Raw genomic sequence first — 17,479 nt, 5'->3', positions numbered from 1 at the left:
TCGCTATTGTTTTATCCACAGCAAAGGCAATGCGAGAGCCAGTTACAAGGATAAAGCAAATAGTGTTCCCACATCTTTTTTATTTATGGCTTACCGCAGGGAACAAGTGAGCATATAAATTATCACTATGAAATGTCCTCAATGTGGAAGTGAATGGTATTCTTCCAAAGAAGTAGATAAATGCCCATTTTGTAGCTATGTCTTTCTTAAAAAGGAAAGTGTTGATTTTGATTTTCTTTATGAACAAATAAGAGTAGATACAGAGGGATTTAAAAAGAATCTATTCAAGAGTGGTGGTTTAACTGTAAAGTTGGTTACATACCACTCACAAACAGTATGTTGGGATGAATTAAGTAGTAATACACGAATTGATTGGAGTGAAGACTTCATAGAAAAATTTCAATTTAAATTGAATTGGAATAATTTATCGCGGAATCCCTCTCTACCATGGTCTATCGAATTTATAAAAAAATTCAAAGATAAATGGGATTGGAAAGCTCTATCGTTAAGTGAATCGTTGCCATGGTCTATCCAATTTATCCGTAGTTTTAGTGATAAATGGGATTGGGAAGCTTTATCATCAAACAAATCGTTATCCCTATCTTCTGGAACAATTATATCTTTTTATAACTACTGGGATTGGAAAGTCTTGTCAAAAAACCAATCGCTACAATTATCTATTGATATGATTACAACATTTAAAGATAAATGGAATTGGGAAGCTTTATCTTCAAATGAGTCGTTACCTTTATCTGTTGAATTAATCAATTCATTCATTGACAACTGGGATTGGCATTATTTAAGCATAAATATTGCGCACAATGCCACCAATCAGTTAATTGATTTTTTCAAAGATAGGATACATTGGCAATGGGGATTTTGTAGTGGAGATTATTACGGTAGTTCTTTGCATCAAACCATACCTTGGTCTATAAATTTCTTACATAAGTACTCCTCATATATAGATAGGTGTGACATGGGATGGGAACTTTTGAGTAGCAATCCCAATATTCCCATTTTCCTATGCTTTATTTAAGGAATTTGTTCACAAATGGAACTTTGAAAGTTTAGCAAAAAATGAATCTCTACAATGGAATGAAGCCATGTTTACCATTTATAAAGATTATTGGATTGATAAATACAGTTATTATAATGCTGGGAAATTTTACGAATCATTTTGTCGTAATGCTCCTTTGAGCGATGATTATATATATCAAAATGAAAATCTTATCATATTCGAAGTTCTAAGCTTAAATAAGAAAATCAAATGGAATGAAAAACTTATTGATAGATATAAAGAACGTTTAGATTGGGATGCACTCAGCAGAAACCCTGCATTGCCATGGAATGAAGAATTATATTATAGGTTTAAAAACAAATGGAATACGGCAAGCTTATTGAATAGCACATTTACTCCTATTAATATAAAGAAGATTATTATCCCCGATTATATTGATAGAAGTTATAATACTTTAGCTAAACGTGATAAATACATCAGTTTATTACGTGAAGGAGAAATTGATTACTTCTTATTTTTTATCTAATGAAACGAATTTTACTTAATACACTATTTATAATATGTCCTTTAGCTTCTTATGCTGGAGATAAATTATCGCGTGAAGAACCATTTTCTTTTACTGATATAATATTCGCTTTGCTATGTGCTATAATAATACCACTACTCATGGCATTAAAAGACAAGAATAAAGAGTAATTTGTTTGATAGAACTTACAAATATGGGAAAGACTAAAATAACATTTACACTATTGGTAATAATGTGTACATTTTTATATTCATGTAAATATAAAGAATACAAAAATAAACAACTAAGTAGCTATATAGACAGTACTTTACAAGTCAAAGCTACTTCTATCTTAGAGAATAAGCTATCTGAACTTAATGCTTTATCCGGGCAAATTATCATTATGGAAGTTCAGACAGGGTATATAAAGACTATGGTTGGACTTGAAAGGAAAGACAGTACAGACTACCAACCTTGTGAGAACTTTTCCCAAGCACACGAATCAGCACTGATGCACCCTATATCCATATTGGCAGCATTGGAAACAGGAAAGGTGAAACTATCTGATATGGTAGATGTGGGCAATGGAAGCTATTCTATACAGGATAGAGAATTAAAAGACCATAATTGGCATAGAGGTGGATATGGTAAAATCTCTATCAAGCAAGGTTTAGCTTCAAGTTCAAACATTGCTGTTTATAAAACAATGGAGAAAGCATTTGGAGATGATGCACAAGCATACTTCAATCTGTTGAATAAGGTGAATTATGGTAAACCAGACAGTATCGCAGGAATAGCTAATCTGAAACCTGCATACTTTGTTACTCCTAAAGATAGTGGTTGGAGTGATACAGCCTTTGCATGGTTCTGCATTGGATATAATCAAACTATTACCCCTATACAAATGCTAACCTTTTATAATGCTATTGCTAATAGTGGAAAGATGGTACAACCTCAACTTTACAAAGACAGTACAACAGTAATCAATCCACAGATAGCAAGTCAAACCAACATTGACAGTCTGAAACAGGCATTGGAATATGCGGTAACTGATGGCTTAGGACAACCTGCCAAGTCTGATAAGGTACAAATTGCAGGTGAAACAGGAACAGTACAGCTTGAAGATGGAAGCTATATTGTAGAGTTCTGTGGTTACTTCCCTACAAATGTTCCCCAATATTCTATCATTGTTTCCATCCATAAAGAGAGACTACCTGCAAGTAGTGGATTGATGGCAGGTGATGTGTTTAGGCAAATTACAGAATATATTTCTACTTACAATAAATATTTTAATTCAAAATGAGAACATTTAGATTAATTGGAATGACCTTGTTAATGGTCATGTTGACTGTAAACTTTACAGCGTGTAGCGATGATGATGAAGAACAGCAAGACGATAAAACGTTAGCTTTATTAGTTGGTAGTTGGGAAAATGAACTTGACTCTTTTACTGATGTAAATGGAAATGTTGTTAGTTCAACGACTGAGGTTCTTACTTTCAAGGCAGATATGACATGGACTGGAATAGATTATTACACCGGAACAAATTACCCTAATGAAAAAACAGAAAAATGGGGTGAAGGGACATACAGCTATGACAGTAGCAAAAAAAGGTTAACCTTAAATAATAACATTTTTGAATCAGACATTGTGGAAATCTTAGAGATTACAGAAAGTAAATTATCATATCTCAGTGAGGACGGAATAATGAATTACACACGTAAAAAGTAAGAAAGTAAATAAAAATCAGACATTAGGCGGCATTGATTATCTTTGTCGCCTTTGTTTATGCGCTTTCATGAATTAGCAGTATATAACAGCTATAATGTGTTTCAATCAATAGTAGTACCTTTTTTAGTAAAAGTTAGTTTTATAGACCCCAATTCAAAAAAGTACTATGATTACTTTGAATAACTATATAGATAGTTGAAACTTCATTTTATAATTGCTATTTTTGCAATGCAGGTTTATTCTGCAAAAGAGATTATTAATTTATTTATTATGAACCATTCTTGGCACTTGACCTTAAAAGTCAACCAAGACGTCAACCAATAGTTTCTAAATAGAATCAGATTCTAAAGATAGCTATCATAAAAGGAAGTAGCTCAGTTGGTTGCTGACGAAAGCGCAGCTTTTGGCAGCCGCAGAAGAGCATTAGCCTTCCAAGCTGAGGGTCGCGGGTTTGAGCCCCGTCTTCCGCTCTTCTGAAAATCAGATAGTTATCGCAAGATTTCTATCTGATTTTTGTTTTTAGAGAATGCTGAATTTAGTGTGGTTTAACCGAGTGAGTTAAACCAGGAAGTCAACCGAATGACGCAAAGCACAAATTCATGGTTATTTAAATAAGATATTTCTGAGAATATCATCTAACCACGGCTCTTTCATCTTTTCCACAAAAACATCATTCTTTAGTTGAAAAGCCTTTTTGTAAACACTCTGCATTTTCAAATTATAGCGCACCGTATCATAGCGGACTACTGACTGGTAAAATCCGGTATCAACAGCGACAATTTCATTTTCTATTCTCAATGTATCCTCAGCTGTATCGGAAACTCTTCCAGTCTCCATCTGTGCGAATGAAATGCAGCTGCCTCCGATTAGAGCCAATAATGTTACCAATATTTTATTCATAGGCTACCGTTTTCTACAAAGATACAATATTCAAAGAACAAACATCTCTTTTACAAGAAAAATTCCATTATACCATAAACGCTTATAAGGCAACGCACACATTTGTATATCAAAGTTCAGTTTTAGTTAATAAAATTATGTAAGTTTGTAAACGAATAAAAAGCTCCCCTCCAATGAACAACATCATTCATAAAATCAGGCAGATTTATCCGGTTTCCGAAGAAGCTCTTCAGGCATTGCTGATGAATATGCAGGTAAGACACTACCCTAAAGGAACTTATATAGTACAAGCAGGAGTGACAGACCGTTTGGTTTATTTCATTGAGGAAGGGGTCACCCGTTCCGTATTTCATCACGACGGACAAGATACCACCACTTGGTTCAGCCAGGAAGGTGATGTAACCTTCGGAATGGATTCACTGTACTATCAGCAGCCGTCAGTAGAAAGCATTGAAACTCTTTCGGACTGCAAAATCTACGTCATCCACATAGACAAGTTAAATGCTCTCTACGAAACATATATTGATATAGCCAACTGGGGCAGAATACTGCATCAGAACGTAAACAAAGAGCTCAGTCATATGTTTGTGGAAAGGCTCCAACTGCCTCCCAAAGAGCGGTATGAACAATTTAACCGCCGTTACCCCAGACTGATAAATCGGGTGAAGCTAAAATATGTGGCAGCCTTCCTGGGTATTTCCATCTATACTCTCAGCCGGGTACGCGCAAAAAAATAGAAGATTGCCGTTCTTTTTTGCTTTTAAGCAAAAGAACTTCGCTTCGCATGGCGTATCTTTGAGATCCGAAAACATTAACCAAACAACAGAAAAAAAACAGATGTCGCACATTTCATCTTCTGCCTTTTCAGACACCAAAGCACATTATGACCTTCTCGACGGGCTCCGTGGCGTAGCAGCCTTGATGGTTATATGGTATCATATATTCGAAGGCTATGCTTTTGCCGGTGGTAGCATTATCGAAACCTTCAACCACGGCTATTTAGCTGTAGATTTCTTCTTTATACTATCGGGATTCGTTATCGGGTATGCTTATGACGACCGTTGGGGCAGGAACCTCACAATGAAAAACTTCTTTAAACGGCGCCTGATACGTCTCCATCCGATGGTCATTATGGGAGCTGTCCTGGGTGCCATTACTTTCTGTCTTCAAGGATGCGTACAATGGGACGGAACACATATTGCCCTCTCCATGATTATGCTGTCCCTTCTTTGCACTATATTTTTTATTCCCGCAATGCCAGGTGCAGGTTATGAAGTCCGTGGTAATGGCGAAATGTTTCCTTTGAATGGTCCATGCTGGTCCTTGTTTTTTGAATATTTAGGCAACATCCTTTATGCCTTGTTTATCCACCGCTTATCAAACAAAGCCCTTGCCGTACTGACAATATTGCTGGGAGTGGCATTGGCATCATTCGCCATTTTCGACATCTCCGGATACGGAAATATGGGGGTAGGCTGGACACTGGACGGAATAAACTTTGGCGGCGGATTGCTGAGGATGCTTTTTCCTTTCTCCATGGGCATGCTTTTGTCGCGCAACTTCAAGCCTATCAAGGTGAAAGGTGCTTTCTGGATATGTGCCATTGCATTGGTTACCTTGTTTTCAGTGCCCTACTTGGAAGGTGCAACACCGGTCTGTACAAATGGCATTTATGAAGCGTTCTGTGTAATCATCGCTTTTCCGGTTCTCGTCTGGTTAGGAGCTTCCGGTACCACAACGGATAAAAAATCGACCCAGATATGCAAGTTCCTGGGAGATATATCCTATCCAGTCTATGTGATACATTATCCATTTATGTACTTGTTCTATGCATGGCTCATCAAGAACCAGCTCTTCACGTTGGAGCAGACTTGGCAGGTTGCCTTGTGTGTTTACGCATGGAACATATTATTGGCTTATCTATGCTTAAAATTCTATGATGAACCGGTACGGAAATATCTGGCCAGACGCTTCTTGAGCAAAAAACAATAAACAGTCCGTCACGGAGATTATGCTGATTCGCACAGATACAAATTCCCGATATAAATTCAATCTGCGCAAATCAGTATGATCTTTGTGGCGAACTGTTATTCCAGATAAAGCGGTTCCACTACTTCCATCACATTCTCATGGAACCACTCATCCAATTTTGCCTCTACCTTATCCTTTATCTGTGGAGTGATGTATTTCTTCATTTTCTTATAAGCATAGATTGCAGCAAATCCCTTCCCTACCATAAAGACTTGTCCCAAGAGGTCTTCTATACCGGCAGGAAACACAATGGCCACCAAAGCAATCATGATATTTGTCCTTTCACTCTCTGGAGTAGAATCAGCAGTCAGGACATAATAAGCTGTCAGTACGGGACGACCAGCTGCCCGACTACCTTTCTTTATATACTCCTCTACTTTAAGACGAATCTCGTCCATAGAAAAATTCATTTTCATATTCATAATCTCCTCTTTTTATTTATTAGACGCAGAAAGATGAAGTTTGGTTGCAAAAATCTGCAAATAACATAAAAATAGTTCTGTGGAACAATCACAGCCCCACAGAACTCTCATAAAACCATCTAATCTATACATGTAAATCTTACAATACTACAAATTTCACAATTTGTATATAATCAAGAACCTTATCCAAACTATAATTGAATTTCCTTACCGGAAACGATACATTTCTGTACATCTATTACCCCATATTTCACATCTATAAACGGCTTTCCTTCCTTAAGTCCAACATTACCAAAACCCGTTTCCGTAGACAAGAATGAAGTGAAATCATCTCCAATCCGCGAATCTATATACAAAATTTTGTCTACTGCATCATAGCGTATTCCCGTAAGGCCTTCTAGCATAGCATAACTGGCCATTGCACGAGCATACCATGCTCCACACTCATATTCATTAAACGGATTACGAACACGACCATTATAACGATCACGGCAAGTTCTCACTATTTCAAGCCCTTTTTCCACTTCTCCTTCAAACATAAGATGAGCAGCCACTTGATATTCAATTCCAGTCCACACTTCGTTACTGTATACAAAAGGCAATTTTAGCTTACCACCTTTCGGCCAGGTACAAAGTAATAATCCCCCATCCTCTCCCAATGCAAAGGTGGAACGTTGAGGGTTGACATGGTTACTTAAGCTCTTTTTAAAGTTATACTTATGGACAGAAATCAAATGACTTTTTACTTTCAGACGATCGACCACCTCCGGCATTCCACATACCAATGTCATCCAAGAGCCCAATATTCCGTCAGACAAACAACCTTTACCATACTGATATTTCGGACCTTCTTCTTGTAGGATTTTTAAAGCTTCTGGCGTATAATGGGTCACAAACGATTGGGCATCAACTGGGTCTGGAGCGTCCAATCCAGTCCATTGAATGTTCTGAATAAAATACTCTCCATCAAAAAGTTTGCTCTCCAAATATGCTTTACTTTTATTCATCAATTCTTCATAACGGGAAATATCATCGCCTACCGTTTTACCCATCAAGCAAATAGCTTGTAATGCTCCTACATAAAAACTGGTAATCATCCCATTCGCGCCCCAAAACTCTATATCATACGTATTATGGTGAGGTTCTTCAACAGCTCCAACCTCTCTCGGATCCCAAGTACGGATACAATAATCCATACTTTTCTTCACAGCTGGATACATCATCTTCAGCCAATTTATATCACCCATAATTCTCCATTCACGATATACCTTCATTATACCTCCTAATTGCCCATCTGCCGCCGAATGAAAATCATGGACAGTAGGACTGATAGGCAGATTCGTACGGAACACTTGATGTCCCCTTTTATCCTGGCTCACAAAAAATTCTGTTTCACGTAATGTACGTTCTAATTTTGGGAAAAGATGAGATACAGCTTGCGCATAATTCCAAACATGCGTGCATGAACCATGACAAGAGCCCCAATTATCATGACTTCCCTCCCAATTCCACATACGCCCATCGTATTGGCGAAGTACTGTAGTAGATTTCAATATACTCAAATTAGCAGCAACAGCCTCCTTAACTTCAGGTGGAAGAGTAGAATCATAGAAAGCATCAGTGAACAACTGAGTATTCTTTTTCAATGCATCATAATTATCCAACCAGTAGTTTGCAACATCTTGTATACTGCCAAACCTACTGCTATACCAAGGGCGGTAATTCCCTTCAAAATTATTCTCATAAGTATAACAGTTACTCAATTCATCTGGACAAACTGGTGCATCAGGGATATCAGTATCTGTACGTGGGATTCCACCTATTCGTTCTTGTGAATAAGGGACATGCCAAGCCATGTACAACCTTATATTACGAGTCTCACCAGGTGCTAAAGTAAACGGCACATATAACGAAGCTCCCACTGCTCCTTCCAAGCCTGCTGGATTCTCTTCCATTCTGCCCTCTTCCAAGTTATCCCAACAAATGCTCAATGGGTCGAACCAACCTCCACGAAACCAGTTATGATTAACTACCGTCTGGGGATTGTCAGTATAAATCATAAAATCACCTTGACAGAAAGGTTCATTCTCTGTGCCTGTCTGTCTTAGAATGAATCCATTCTTTGCTGCATCTATATACGCTTTACCTCTACCCGGAGTTTGCATAAAATTCATACTATTATATGAAAAGACGGCTTGTACTTCCTCATTACTGGTATTATGAAACTCATATTCAAACCCAGCAACCGGTAGACTTGAATTATCTTCATCCGTTGGTATAAATGGATTCCAGGCAACCAGTTTCACATCTATAGGGACATTCTGATCTGCCAACTCTACCTCCGCAAAAGGGAAACGTGACTGGAAACTATACTCCTTAAACCGGGGCATTCCCCATGAGCCGCCGTCTCCACGGCTGGAATTAGGAGCACCAAATTTTTTCCATTCTGGAACCGGCCCTTCCAGAATGCGTGTACCATACTCATAACCTTTCACATGAATTGCAGCAAACATCGTTGGTTCATTGAAAACATTCGGTCTATGACGTATAGACATATTACTCAATGCTCCTGTTCCTTCAATACAGAACATGCCCGTGCCTATACCTCCTATAGGGAAAGCTATTTTACGCGTATATTCACCTATATACTTCTCATTATAGCCACGTTCAACCGCACTCTCATGATGCCAGCACCCTTGAAAAATCAGTGCACAAACTACCAGACATATTAATAAATATTTCGTCATAAATACTGTATTTATTATCATTTTTTTATTTTGTATCAGGAGCTACAACTGTATAAACAGCACTACTTCTACCGGAAGAAAGGCGGAGATAACATTTTATATTTACTCCACTGAAAGATAAAGGTAACTGCAATGTATCCGTATAGAGTTTTCCATATAAACGAGGATCGGTACCATCTGTGGTATAATATATATCAGCACCCTCTACTGACGGCTTCAAATCCACTATCGCGTTACCGCCTCTAACAATAGCTTTATCCCAACCAATCGGTTCGGGAATACGGAAAGTAACCCCTTGTCTATCCAGTTCAGCCAAACATCCCGCTAATCTTTCACGGAAATCTGCATAATTCTTCTTTTCCGCAGGTGACCAACCTATTTCTGAAAGGGCCATAGCCCGAGGATATGCCATATAGTTCACTTTATCAGGATGATGTATAAATTCTCCCCAAACATTAGCTTGTACCCCCATTATATAACCGCATTGCTCTTTTGTAAGCTTAGGCGTATAAGGTTCATAGCTGTAGATATGTTCCAACGTAACCAGTCCTCCTATATTTAAAGGCTCATTAGTATAATCCTCACTCTGATAATAATCAATATACATATAGTTATTGGGAGCCATCACCACTTTATGCCCCATTCCCGCTGCAGCAATTCCACCGTTTTCTCCTCTCCAGCTCATTACAGCAGCATTCGGTGCCAGACCACCTTCTAAGATTTCATCCCAACCAATGATTTTTCGCCCCTTCCCCGTTACAAATTCATCCAAATGATGGATGAAGTAACTTTGTAATTCATGTTCATCTTTCAATTTATTTTCCTTAATGCGTCGTTGACACTTCGGACATTCTTTCCAACGTCTTTTAGGTGCCTCATCACCGCCTATATGAATATACTCACCGGGAAACAAATCTATCACCTCAGATAAAACATCTTCTACAAACCGATAGGTTTTATCATTACCGAGACAAAGAACTTCCTCCTTAATACCCCAAGTTTCCGGTATCCGAAATGGTCCGCCCGTGCAAGACAGCTCCGGATATGTAGCTAAAACAGACATTGTATGTCCTGGTAAATCGATCTCCGGAACAATAGTGATGTACCTATCTGCCGCATATTGGATAATCTCCTTAATCTGCTCCTGAGTATAGAATCCTCCATGTGGAATACGATCTTGTTCTGTCGGATTATGCCCCCACTGAGTACTATTACGCCATGCCCCAATTTTGGTCAATTCTGGATACTTTTTTATTTCAATACGCCACCCGGCATCTTCTGTCAAATGCCAATGGAATCTATTTATTTTATAACGAGCCATTAAATCTATATACTCTTTTACATATTCCACTGAGTAAAAATAACGTGCAACATCCAACATCAAACCACGATAACCAAAACGGGGTTCATCATTTATCATAATATACGGAAGCTGTATGCATCCATTTCCCTTATCAACAAGTAACTGCTGCAATGTCTGAATTCCATAAAATATTCCAGCTTCACTTCCCTTGATTGTTACTCCCTTATCATCCACAACTAATGAATATGCCTCTAAAGGCATTTTCTTGTCTATCTGCAAATGAATGGCATTCTTTCCTTTCGATCCTTTCTTCAAAGTCACCCCAAACCGTCCATCTAAATAATTATTAAAGAGACTGACTGTTTTGGTAAGCGCATCATTACTGTAATTTATACGTGTATCGGCAGATACATCCCAAGAACCTTCTCCCATCACCATTTCTTTTGGCATAGGAATTACTGACTGTGCATTACAAGGTAACGTACCGAGAATAATACATATTACCAATATGTATTCCCATCTGATTTCGTGTTTAATCATGACTGTAATTCAATTTTATATCTATATCCTTTTGTTTATTCACCTTGATATTTACTGTCTCGAATCCTTTGGCAGAAATCGTTAGCACATCGTTTTCTACAGTCAGAATGGAATATCTTCCGCCTTCCTTACTTATAACCGTTCTACCAGAATAATTAGATTTGATTTCAATTCCACTTATAGGGGTTGCTTGTACATCTCTGACACAACCAGCAACCTTTATCTTTCTTCCTGGATTCTTCACAATTTCATCCATGCAGAAGTCGTTATGACCAAGACTATTACTAGTCACCGGCTGTCTGCCAACAAAGATTGTCCTTCGTAATCTGATATCATCTGAGGCTGTTCCTATCTGTATTTCATACTCCCCTTCTTCTACTACTTTTTTCATGCTCAAATCATATAAGGCCAATTCTTGTATTGGTAGCTTCAAAACAACTGTCTGCATTTCGCCTGGTTGTAAGAATGGTTTTGAGAATGCCTTCAGTTGCTTGACTGGAGTCACAACCGAACTGACCACATCTCGAACATAAAGCTGTACTACCTCCTTTCCCGCTACACTACCCGTATTCTTCAAAGATACACTGACAATCAAGGTATCAGATGGATGTAATAACTCTGCAGAATAATGAGCATTCAAATACTCAAATGTAGTATAACTCAATCCATGCCCAAAAGACCATAACGGAGCTGGTGAAGAAAAAACATAATCACGTCCAGGTTCATTTGGTCTACCAGGACGACGATAGAATCCTTTGTCCGTTGGCAAATGATTATAAAAAACCGGTAAATGTCCTACGCTCTGCGGAAACGAGAATGGAAGTTTGGCTGAAGGATTAATATTTCCCAATAACATATCAGCTATTGCATCTCCAGCTTTCTCACCACCGTACCATTGTACAACTATGGCTGGAATATGTTCTTTTATCCAAGAAATAGAAAAAGGCTTACCTGTAACCAATACAACTATAACAGGTTTTCCTATTGCATAGATTTCTTCCACCAATTCTTCTTGTACACCTGTCAGATCCAGAGAAGAGAGGTCAAACCCCTCCCCACATGTAGCATCTGAATAGTCACGTGCCAGTGAAGCACTAGAAGAACCAACAAATACAACAGCCATGTCACTCGCTTTTACAGCAGCTACAGCTTCATCAAATCCGGATTTATTATCTGTAATAAGATCACATCCTGCCGCATAATTTATTTTTATCTTATTTCCAACCCGTTTCTTTAGGCCTTCAAGTGGAGTAACCCCATCTTTATTACTCCGGCTCCATGTATAATCCCCGAACTGTACTTGATTAGCATTCGGCCCAATCACTGCTAATGATTTTATTTTATTCAAATTTAAGGGTAAAAGAGTATTTTCATTCTTCAATAAAACAATCGATTCATCAGCCACTCTGCGCGATAGCTCCACCGCTTCTTTAGTACGCATGGCTACTCCCGGCATGTCAGCGCCCTGATATGGATTCTCGAACAATCCTAATTCAAATTTAACACGTAAGATACGTCCAACAGCCAAATCCACATATTTTTCATCAAACCTGCCTTGCTCTATCGATTGCTCCAAAGCCCAATAGCAATTACTGGAAGCTTCCAAGTCCACCCCCGCAGTCAAGGCTTGGATAGCCGCTTCACTATCATCCTTAGCTGTATGCTGAAAATCCTTCAACATAGCCACTGCCCCCCAATCGGAATATACATATCCTTTGAATCCCCATTCATTGCGTAAAATATTCGTCAGTAAATAAGAAGAAGCAGAATTAGGGATGCCATTCCAAGAATTATAGGAGGTCATCACCGCCTTCACTTCCGTATTCCGAACAGCCATCTCATACGGCTTGATATGGATATTACGTATATCCCGTTCTCCACTCTCAACTGAAGCCAAGTTCAGCCCTCCCAAAGGAGCTCCTCCCGGTCCAAAAGGTTTCAACATTGGAGATATTCCTCCGTCAATATAACCTTTCACTTGTGCAATCCCCATCTGTCCCACTAGCCAAGGATCTTCACCAAACGATTCCTCAACACGCCCCCATCGCAAATCCCGAACAACATCCAATCCTGGTGAAAGAGTCTGAATTACCCCTTGGGACCTTAATTCTGTAGCAATTGCTTTAGTCATCTGATAAGCCAAATCTAAATTAAAAGTACTACCAACGGCTACAGATTGAGGAAAAATGGTAGAACCATCATGTACCGAGCCATGTAAAGACTCAGTTACTGTAAAAACTGGGATTCCCAAGCGTGTCTCTTCAACCATATATTTCTGAATTGCATGAAATGCTTTCCGCACATTTTCACCAGTAAGATTGAATCCCTCAATACAGCCGTAACTAATATCACCAGCTGCATCTCTTAATTTTTGGTAATCCACCTCTTGACCATTGTATAATTGATAACCATGCAAATGACTTAATTGTGCTATTTTTTCTCGTAATGTCATTCTGCCCAATAAATCTGTAACCCGTCGTTCAACAGACATACTAGAATCCTTGTACACCGGAATGCATTGAGCCATGGAATCTACGGCAATAAGAACCGACAATATAAAAGGTAATAACCATTTTTTCAAAATCCTATCTTCAAGTAACATATTTCAGTAATTCAAAAAGTAAATATAAATATCAATCTTATGGTATAGCTTGATGGTCTGTATCACGCATTCTATACCAATCAACCAACTTTTCTTTCTCTGGTAATTTGAACGCCAGAGGTACAGCTTTGTCTTGATACCAGAAAGCCGCCGAAGAGAATTTAAAGGGCCGGGTCTGCTCCGGTTTACGGGGATTTATAAAATCAAAAATAAAACTTTCATTGAAACAGATTGCATCTTGCTCATGATAACGATACATACTCACCATCGAACGGAGCGGATCCTTTATAGGAACTCCATGCAACTCTCCACAGAATTCACCTTCCCTAAAATACCAGCCACCATTAAAATAATCTTCAAGTCCAGAACCAACTATAGTCGGTACACTTTTGTCTTCCGTATCGATATAAATAAACTCGGGTGCTTCCAAATATCCCAAGTAGTTTGGAAGCCAACTCTGCATGGACAAGGAACAGCCAATAAAATGTCCATGTCCTTTAGTCTGCAATATGGTTAATGGTTCATAACCAGGATTGGTACCAGCATTATATAAACAATGGAATCGTCCCATACCCTCAGGTAAACTCTCCAATTGATCATAATTGGCATTTAAGAAAACGCTTGTAGTCAAACGGTGATGAAGATTTTCCACTTCTATCCTTACCTTTTTAAATGGCATCGGAAAATAACAATAGAAACCTCCACTGGACATACCTATATATTTGGACATATAATGCTTATATTCACAATGCCCTATACCAAAGAAGTCACCAATCGGACATTCTACAGAAGGATAGTCCTCACCATCCCAATAAATACGCAAAATCAGCATTTTCAAAATAGTAGGATCAGGCCACCGCTCCTTACTTAAATCCCAATTTTCCCAAAACCAACCATTAATAGTAAACCACATACGGGTAATTACACCAGGAGAAGTGTGATCTACCAGTACAGATTTCTCACCCGGTCCAACCAAATGGGCTTTAATCTTAGTATTCAAGTCAAAAGTCGTAAACTGACGAGATACAGCGTTACGCATAGTATGGATAGATGTAAAAGCAGAGGTTTGAATGTCTCTCCGTTCTTTCTTGATGGGATTCAATGCATGCCCTACACCAGGTAATGCTGCCAATCCTACGGCCCCTGCCATAGTAGCCAATGCTTTACGACGAGACATCTTTTGAGGGCTGGAATCCATATTGCCCGGAATTTGTTTTCTCTTCATCATATTATGTATTAACAATTATCCTTGCGGTTCAATCTCTAAAATAGAGCCTTGTATATGTCTAGTACCTTTGGCTCTGTCAAAGTTTATATAGTATACCACCAATACCCTCTTCTCATCCAGCTGTACAGCCCATGTATATCCGACATCTCCATCATCCGCATCATCTCTTATGATAATCTCAGGAGCCGTGGCATAATCTGTACATTCTGCATTAAGAATTCTGGCTCTAACTCCACAAGGTTCATGACGATAACCATATGTCAACAAAACTCTATTGTCTGGCAGCCTCATTGCCTGGAGAGGATGTCCTTTGAACCCCATACTTTTCCATTCACCAAATGTTTTCCCACCATCTATGGACCGTGCAATACAAGCTTGGTCACCAAACGCTTCCGAACGCATAAAAGCAATCAAATCCCCATTAGGCGTTTCATACATGGAAGTCTCATTAAACGAGACCTTTTTATCTTTAGCAATTTTCGTACCGTATTCCCATGTTTTTCCTTTATCTTTGGATATAAGCAAATAGACCGACGTATTTCTTAAAGCTTCTGTATCAGAAGCTACTACTGCCCAAAAAATACGTCCATCTTTTCCTTCATACAAAGCGCCACGATTATAAGCCGGCAATTTACCTCCCAATCCACTATAATTTATTTCAGACGGAACGCTACAAGGTATAATCAAATCATTCCAAGTTCTACCATCATCATAAGAACGGAGCAAATATCCTCCTGCAAAAACAGCGTCTGTATTCTGTACGAACGGTTTCTTAAGAACAGCTAAACCATCCGGACGAATAAATGTCCACAAATAACTAGCACATAGCAGTGTTCCATCTTTCAACTTCAACAAACATGGATCTTGTGAGCCTCCAAACGGATGGGCATAAAGCAGTTCCGGTTCCTTGGTCCAATGTTCGCCATCTTTGGATCTCACTACTACCAGATAACTATTCGGGTCCAAATGATTATTCTTCTTCTCCTTAAAGACTTTACGGTCTGGAGCTCTTCTGAACGATACCAGTATCTCTCCATTCGATAATTTTACAGCTGAAGGAAAAGCGGAGTAAAACATGGTATCCTTATATATTATTACATCCTTTATTTTCTTGACACCTGGTATCAAAACGTCATTCTGTTGAGCAAACAATGTTGTCGCAGAACACAAGTGGACAAGCAGACAATAAAAGAGAAATATAGACTTTTTCATATATAATTTTATTATGTTCGTTTATCAATCTTTCCAATATGCTGTAAAGTTACAACATATTGGAAAGATTTCAATAATATACTTTATTTATCCCAACCAGGATTTTGAGTAACTTTCGGCTCCACGCTTATTGTTGACAAAGGAATGGGGAACAGCATCATATAATCTTCCCCCTTATGCTCTCTCAAAGAAGGAACCAAATCAAAGGCTTTGTCAAAACGTACCAAATCCCACCACCTTTTACCTTCAAAAGCCAATTCTAAAAGTCTTTCTTTCAAGATAGCTGCATCATTCGCCTCTTTTGTGCTATTCACATAAATATGCTCTTCATACTTGTCTTTATATGCACGTTTCCTGACCTCATTAATTTCTGCAGAAGGATCTTGTCCCAAAGCATTTTTAGCCTCAGCCTTCATTAATAAAATATCAGCATAACGGTACAATATGATATCATCTGCAAAAATACGATCACCATCTCGCACCAAGCCTTTACCTTTTAATACTACACTAACATAAAATTTATTTTCTCCAGTTTCCTGATCTTTAGAATAAATCTCAAGAAAAGAAGCATTTTTTCGAGTATCATCTTCTGTATATTGCTTTCTATACTCGTCCGAAGCTACTATAATACCTTGTCCCGGCCCTATCGGATAAACTATATCCTTTACCTCTTGAGGAGCATCTCCAGGAACAGCACTCGCATGTATCCACATATATCTGAAATAGTTAATACCAGATTCCAAATCCTGAAATCTAACACTCATCAAGATTTCATCATTACCCTTATTATCATAAGCAAATACATCAGCAAAATCCGGCTGTAAACGAAGCTTATCCGTTTTAATTGAATTCAAAGCATTTAATGCAGTTTCAATATCACTGCTTCCACCATTCATTTTTTTTCCACTCCAAAGATATACTTCAGCTTTCAAAGCCAATGTTGCCGGTTTTGACCACATAGCTCTTTGATCACCGAAATTGTCATCCGGATATAAAGACAAAGCTTTCTCCAAATCATCTTTTATCAGTTGGAAAACTTCCGTTTGGGGTCTTCTTTCTTTATAAAGGACTTCTGAATTTGTGTTTTCAATAGGATCTGTATGGATTATCAAATCCCCCCATGTACGAGTCATCACAAAATACATGAAAGCCCTCATTGTATAAGCTTGAGCCAACATTTTATTGCGGGAAGTCTCGTTATCCTCAAATCCGCAACTAAGCTCTTCAGCGTCCTTCTTGC

General features: G+C 38.4%; 14 protein-coding genes and 1 tRNA gene. 7 read left to right on the top strand and 8 right to left on the bottom strand.

The annotated features are described in order from the left end of the window. Window positions 1–127 precede the first annotated feature (127 nt). From DW096_RS15010 to DW096_RS19315, 5 genes are all read left to right on the top strand, one after another. Window positions 128–1,036 carry a hypothetical protein gene (locus DW096_RS15010; protein ID WP_118930990.1) on the top strand — a complete coding sequence of 303 codons (909 nt, stop codon included), beginning with the start codon at window positions 128–130 and terminating at the stop codon, window positions 1,034–1,036. 67 nt (window positions 1,037–1,103) lie between these two features. Then, window positions 1,104–1,544, top strand: coding sequence for a hypothetical protein (locus DW096_RS15005; protein ID WP_118930989.1), 441 nt, complete (start codon window positions 1,104–1,106; stop codon window positions 1,542–1,544). 193 nt (window positions 1,545–1,737) lie between these two features. Then, window positions 1,738–2,826, top strand: a complete 1,089-nt coding sequence (locus DW096_RS15000) for a penicillin-binding transpeptidase domain-containing protein (protein ID WP_117681720.1) — start codon at window positions 1,738–1,740, stop codon at window positions 2,824–2,826. Beyond that, window positions 2,823–3,254 (top strand): hypothetical protein, encoded by a 432-nt coding sequence (locus DW096_RS14995; protein WP_117681719.1) that lies wholly within the window; start codon window positions 2,823–2,825, stop codon window positions 3,252–3,254. Before DW096_RS15000 ends, DW096_RS14995 begins: the two co-directional genes overlap by 4 nt. A gap of 363 nt (window positions 3,255–3,617) precedes the next feature. After that, window positions 3,618–3,721: transfer RNA gene (locus tag DW096_RS19315), tRNA-Gly, on the top strand. 136 nt (window positions 3,722–3,857) lie between these two features. Here DW096_RS19315 and DW096_RS14990 read toward each other — a convergent pair. Then, window positions 3,858–4,154, bottom strand: a complete 297-nt coding sequence (locus DW096_RS14990) for a hypothetical protein (RefSeq protein ID WP_005823625.1) — start codon at window positions 4,152–4,154, stop codon at window positions 3,858–3,860. Between the two features lie 173 nt (window positions 4,155–4,327). On the opposite strand from DW096_RS14990, the gene DW096_RS14985 reads away from it, so the two are divergent. Together DW096_RS14985 and DW096_RS14980 are read left to right on the top strand one after the other, a co-directional pair. Continuing rightward, window positions 4,328–4,891: a Crp/Fnr family transcriptional regulator gene (locus tag DW096_RS14985; RefSeq protein ID WP_005823628.1), complete on the top strand. Its 564-nt coding sequence runs from the start codon at window positions 4,328–4,330 to the stop codon at window positions 4,889–4,891. A gap of 100 nt (window positions 4,892–4,991) precedes the next feature. After that, window positions 4,992–6,146 carry an acyltransferase gene (locus DW096_RS14980; RefSeq protein ID WP_008665488.1) on the top strand — a complete coding sequence of 385 codons (1,155 nt, stop codon included), beginning with the start codon at window positions 4,992–4,994 and terminating at the stop codon, window positions 6,144–6,146. 95 nt (window positions 6,147–6,241) lie between these two features. On the opposite strand, the gene DW096_RS14975 is transcribed toward DW096_RS14980, so the two are convergent. The 7 genes from DW096_RS14975 to DW096_RS14945 all read right to left on the bottom strand — a co-directional run. Continuing rightward, a complete protein-coding gene (locus tag DW096_RS14975) occupies window positions 6,242–6,607 on the bottom strand; it encodes a hypothetical protein (protein WP_005823632.1) in 366 nt (121 codons plus the stop codon). Window positions 6,608–6,798: 191 nt separating this feature from the next. After that, complete coding sequence (locus tag DW096_RS14970; protein ID WP_008665489.1) at window positions 6,799–9,354, bottom strand: GH116 family glycosyl hydrolase; 2,556 nt, start codon at window positions 9,352–9,354, stop codon at window positions 6,799–6,801. A gap of 25 nt (window positions 9,355–9,379) precedes the next feature. Beyond that, window positions 9,380–11,197, bottom strand: a complete 1,818-nt coding sequence (locus DW096_RS14965; RefSeq protein ID WP_005823636.1) for a family 20 glycosylhydrolase — start codon at window positions 11,195–11,197, stop codon at window positions 9,380–9,382. Beyond that, on the bottom strand, window positions 11,190–13,799 hold the full coding sequence (locus DW096_RS14960; protein ID WP_120028806.1) for a glycoside hydrolase family 3 N-terminal domain-containing protein: 2,610 nt from the start codon (window positions 13,797–13,799) through the stop codon (window positions 11,190–11,192). Before DW096_RS14960 ends, DW096_RS14965 begins: the two co-directional genes overlap by 8 nt. 37 nt (window positions 13,800–13,836) lie before the next feature. Next, window positions 13,837–15,027 (bottom strand): glycoside hydrolase family 172 protein, encoded by a 1,191-nt coding sequence (locus tag DW096_RS14955; protein ID WP_005823641.1) that lies wholly within the window; start codon window positions 15,025–15,027, stop codon window positions 13,837–13,839. A gap of 15 nt (window positions 15,028–15,042) precedes the next feature. Beyond that, the gene (locus tag DW096_RS14950) at window positions 15,043–16,239 is read right to left on the bottom strand and encodes a sialidase family protein (protein WP_034533021.1); all 1,197 of its coding nucleotides are present in this window, start codon (window positions 16,237–16,239) and stop codon (window positions 15,043–15,045) included. Window positions 16,240–16,322: 83 nt separating this feature from the next. After that, window positions 16,323–17,479, bottom strand: a 1,157-nt coding sequence (locus tag DW096_RS14945; protein WP_147401833.1) for a RagB/SusD family nutrient uptake outer membrane protein, incomplete at its 5' end; no start/stop codon positions are given.

This window comes from Bacteroides sp. AM07-18 (assembly GCF_003602695.1).
In the GTDB taxonomy this organism is placed as follows: domain Bacteria; phylum Bacteroidota; class Bacteroidia; order Bacteroidales; family Bacteroidaceae; genus Bacteroides; species Bacteroides uniformis.
Note: the sequence above shows the minus strand (reverse complement) of the source record. Positions and strands in the feature narration are given on the sequence as shown.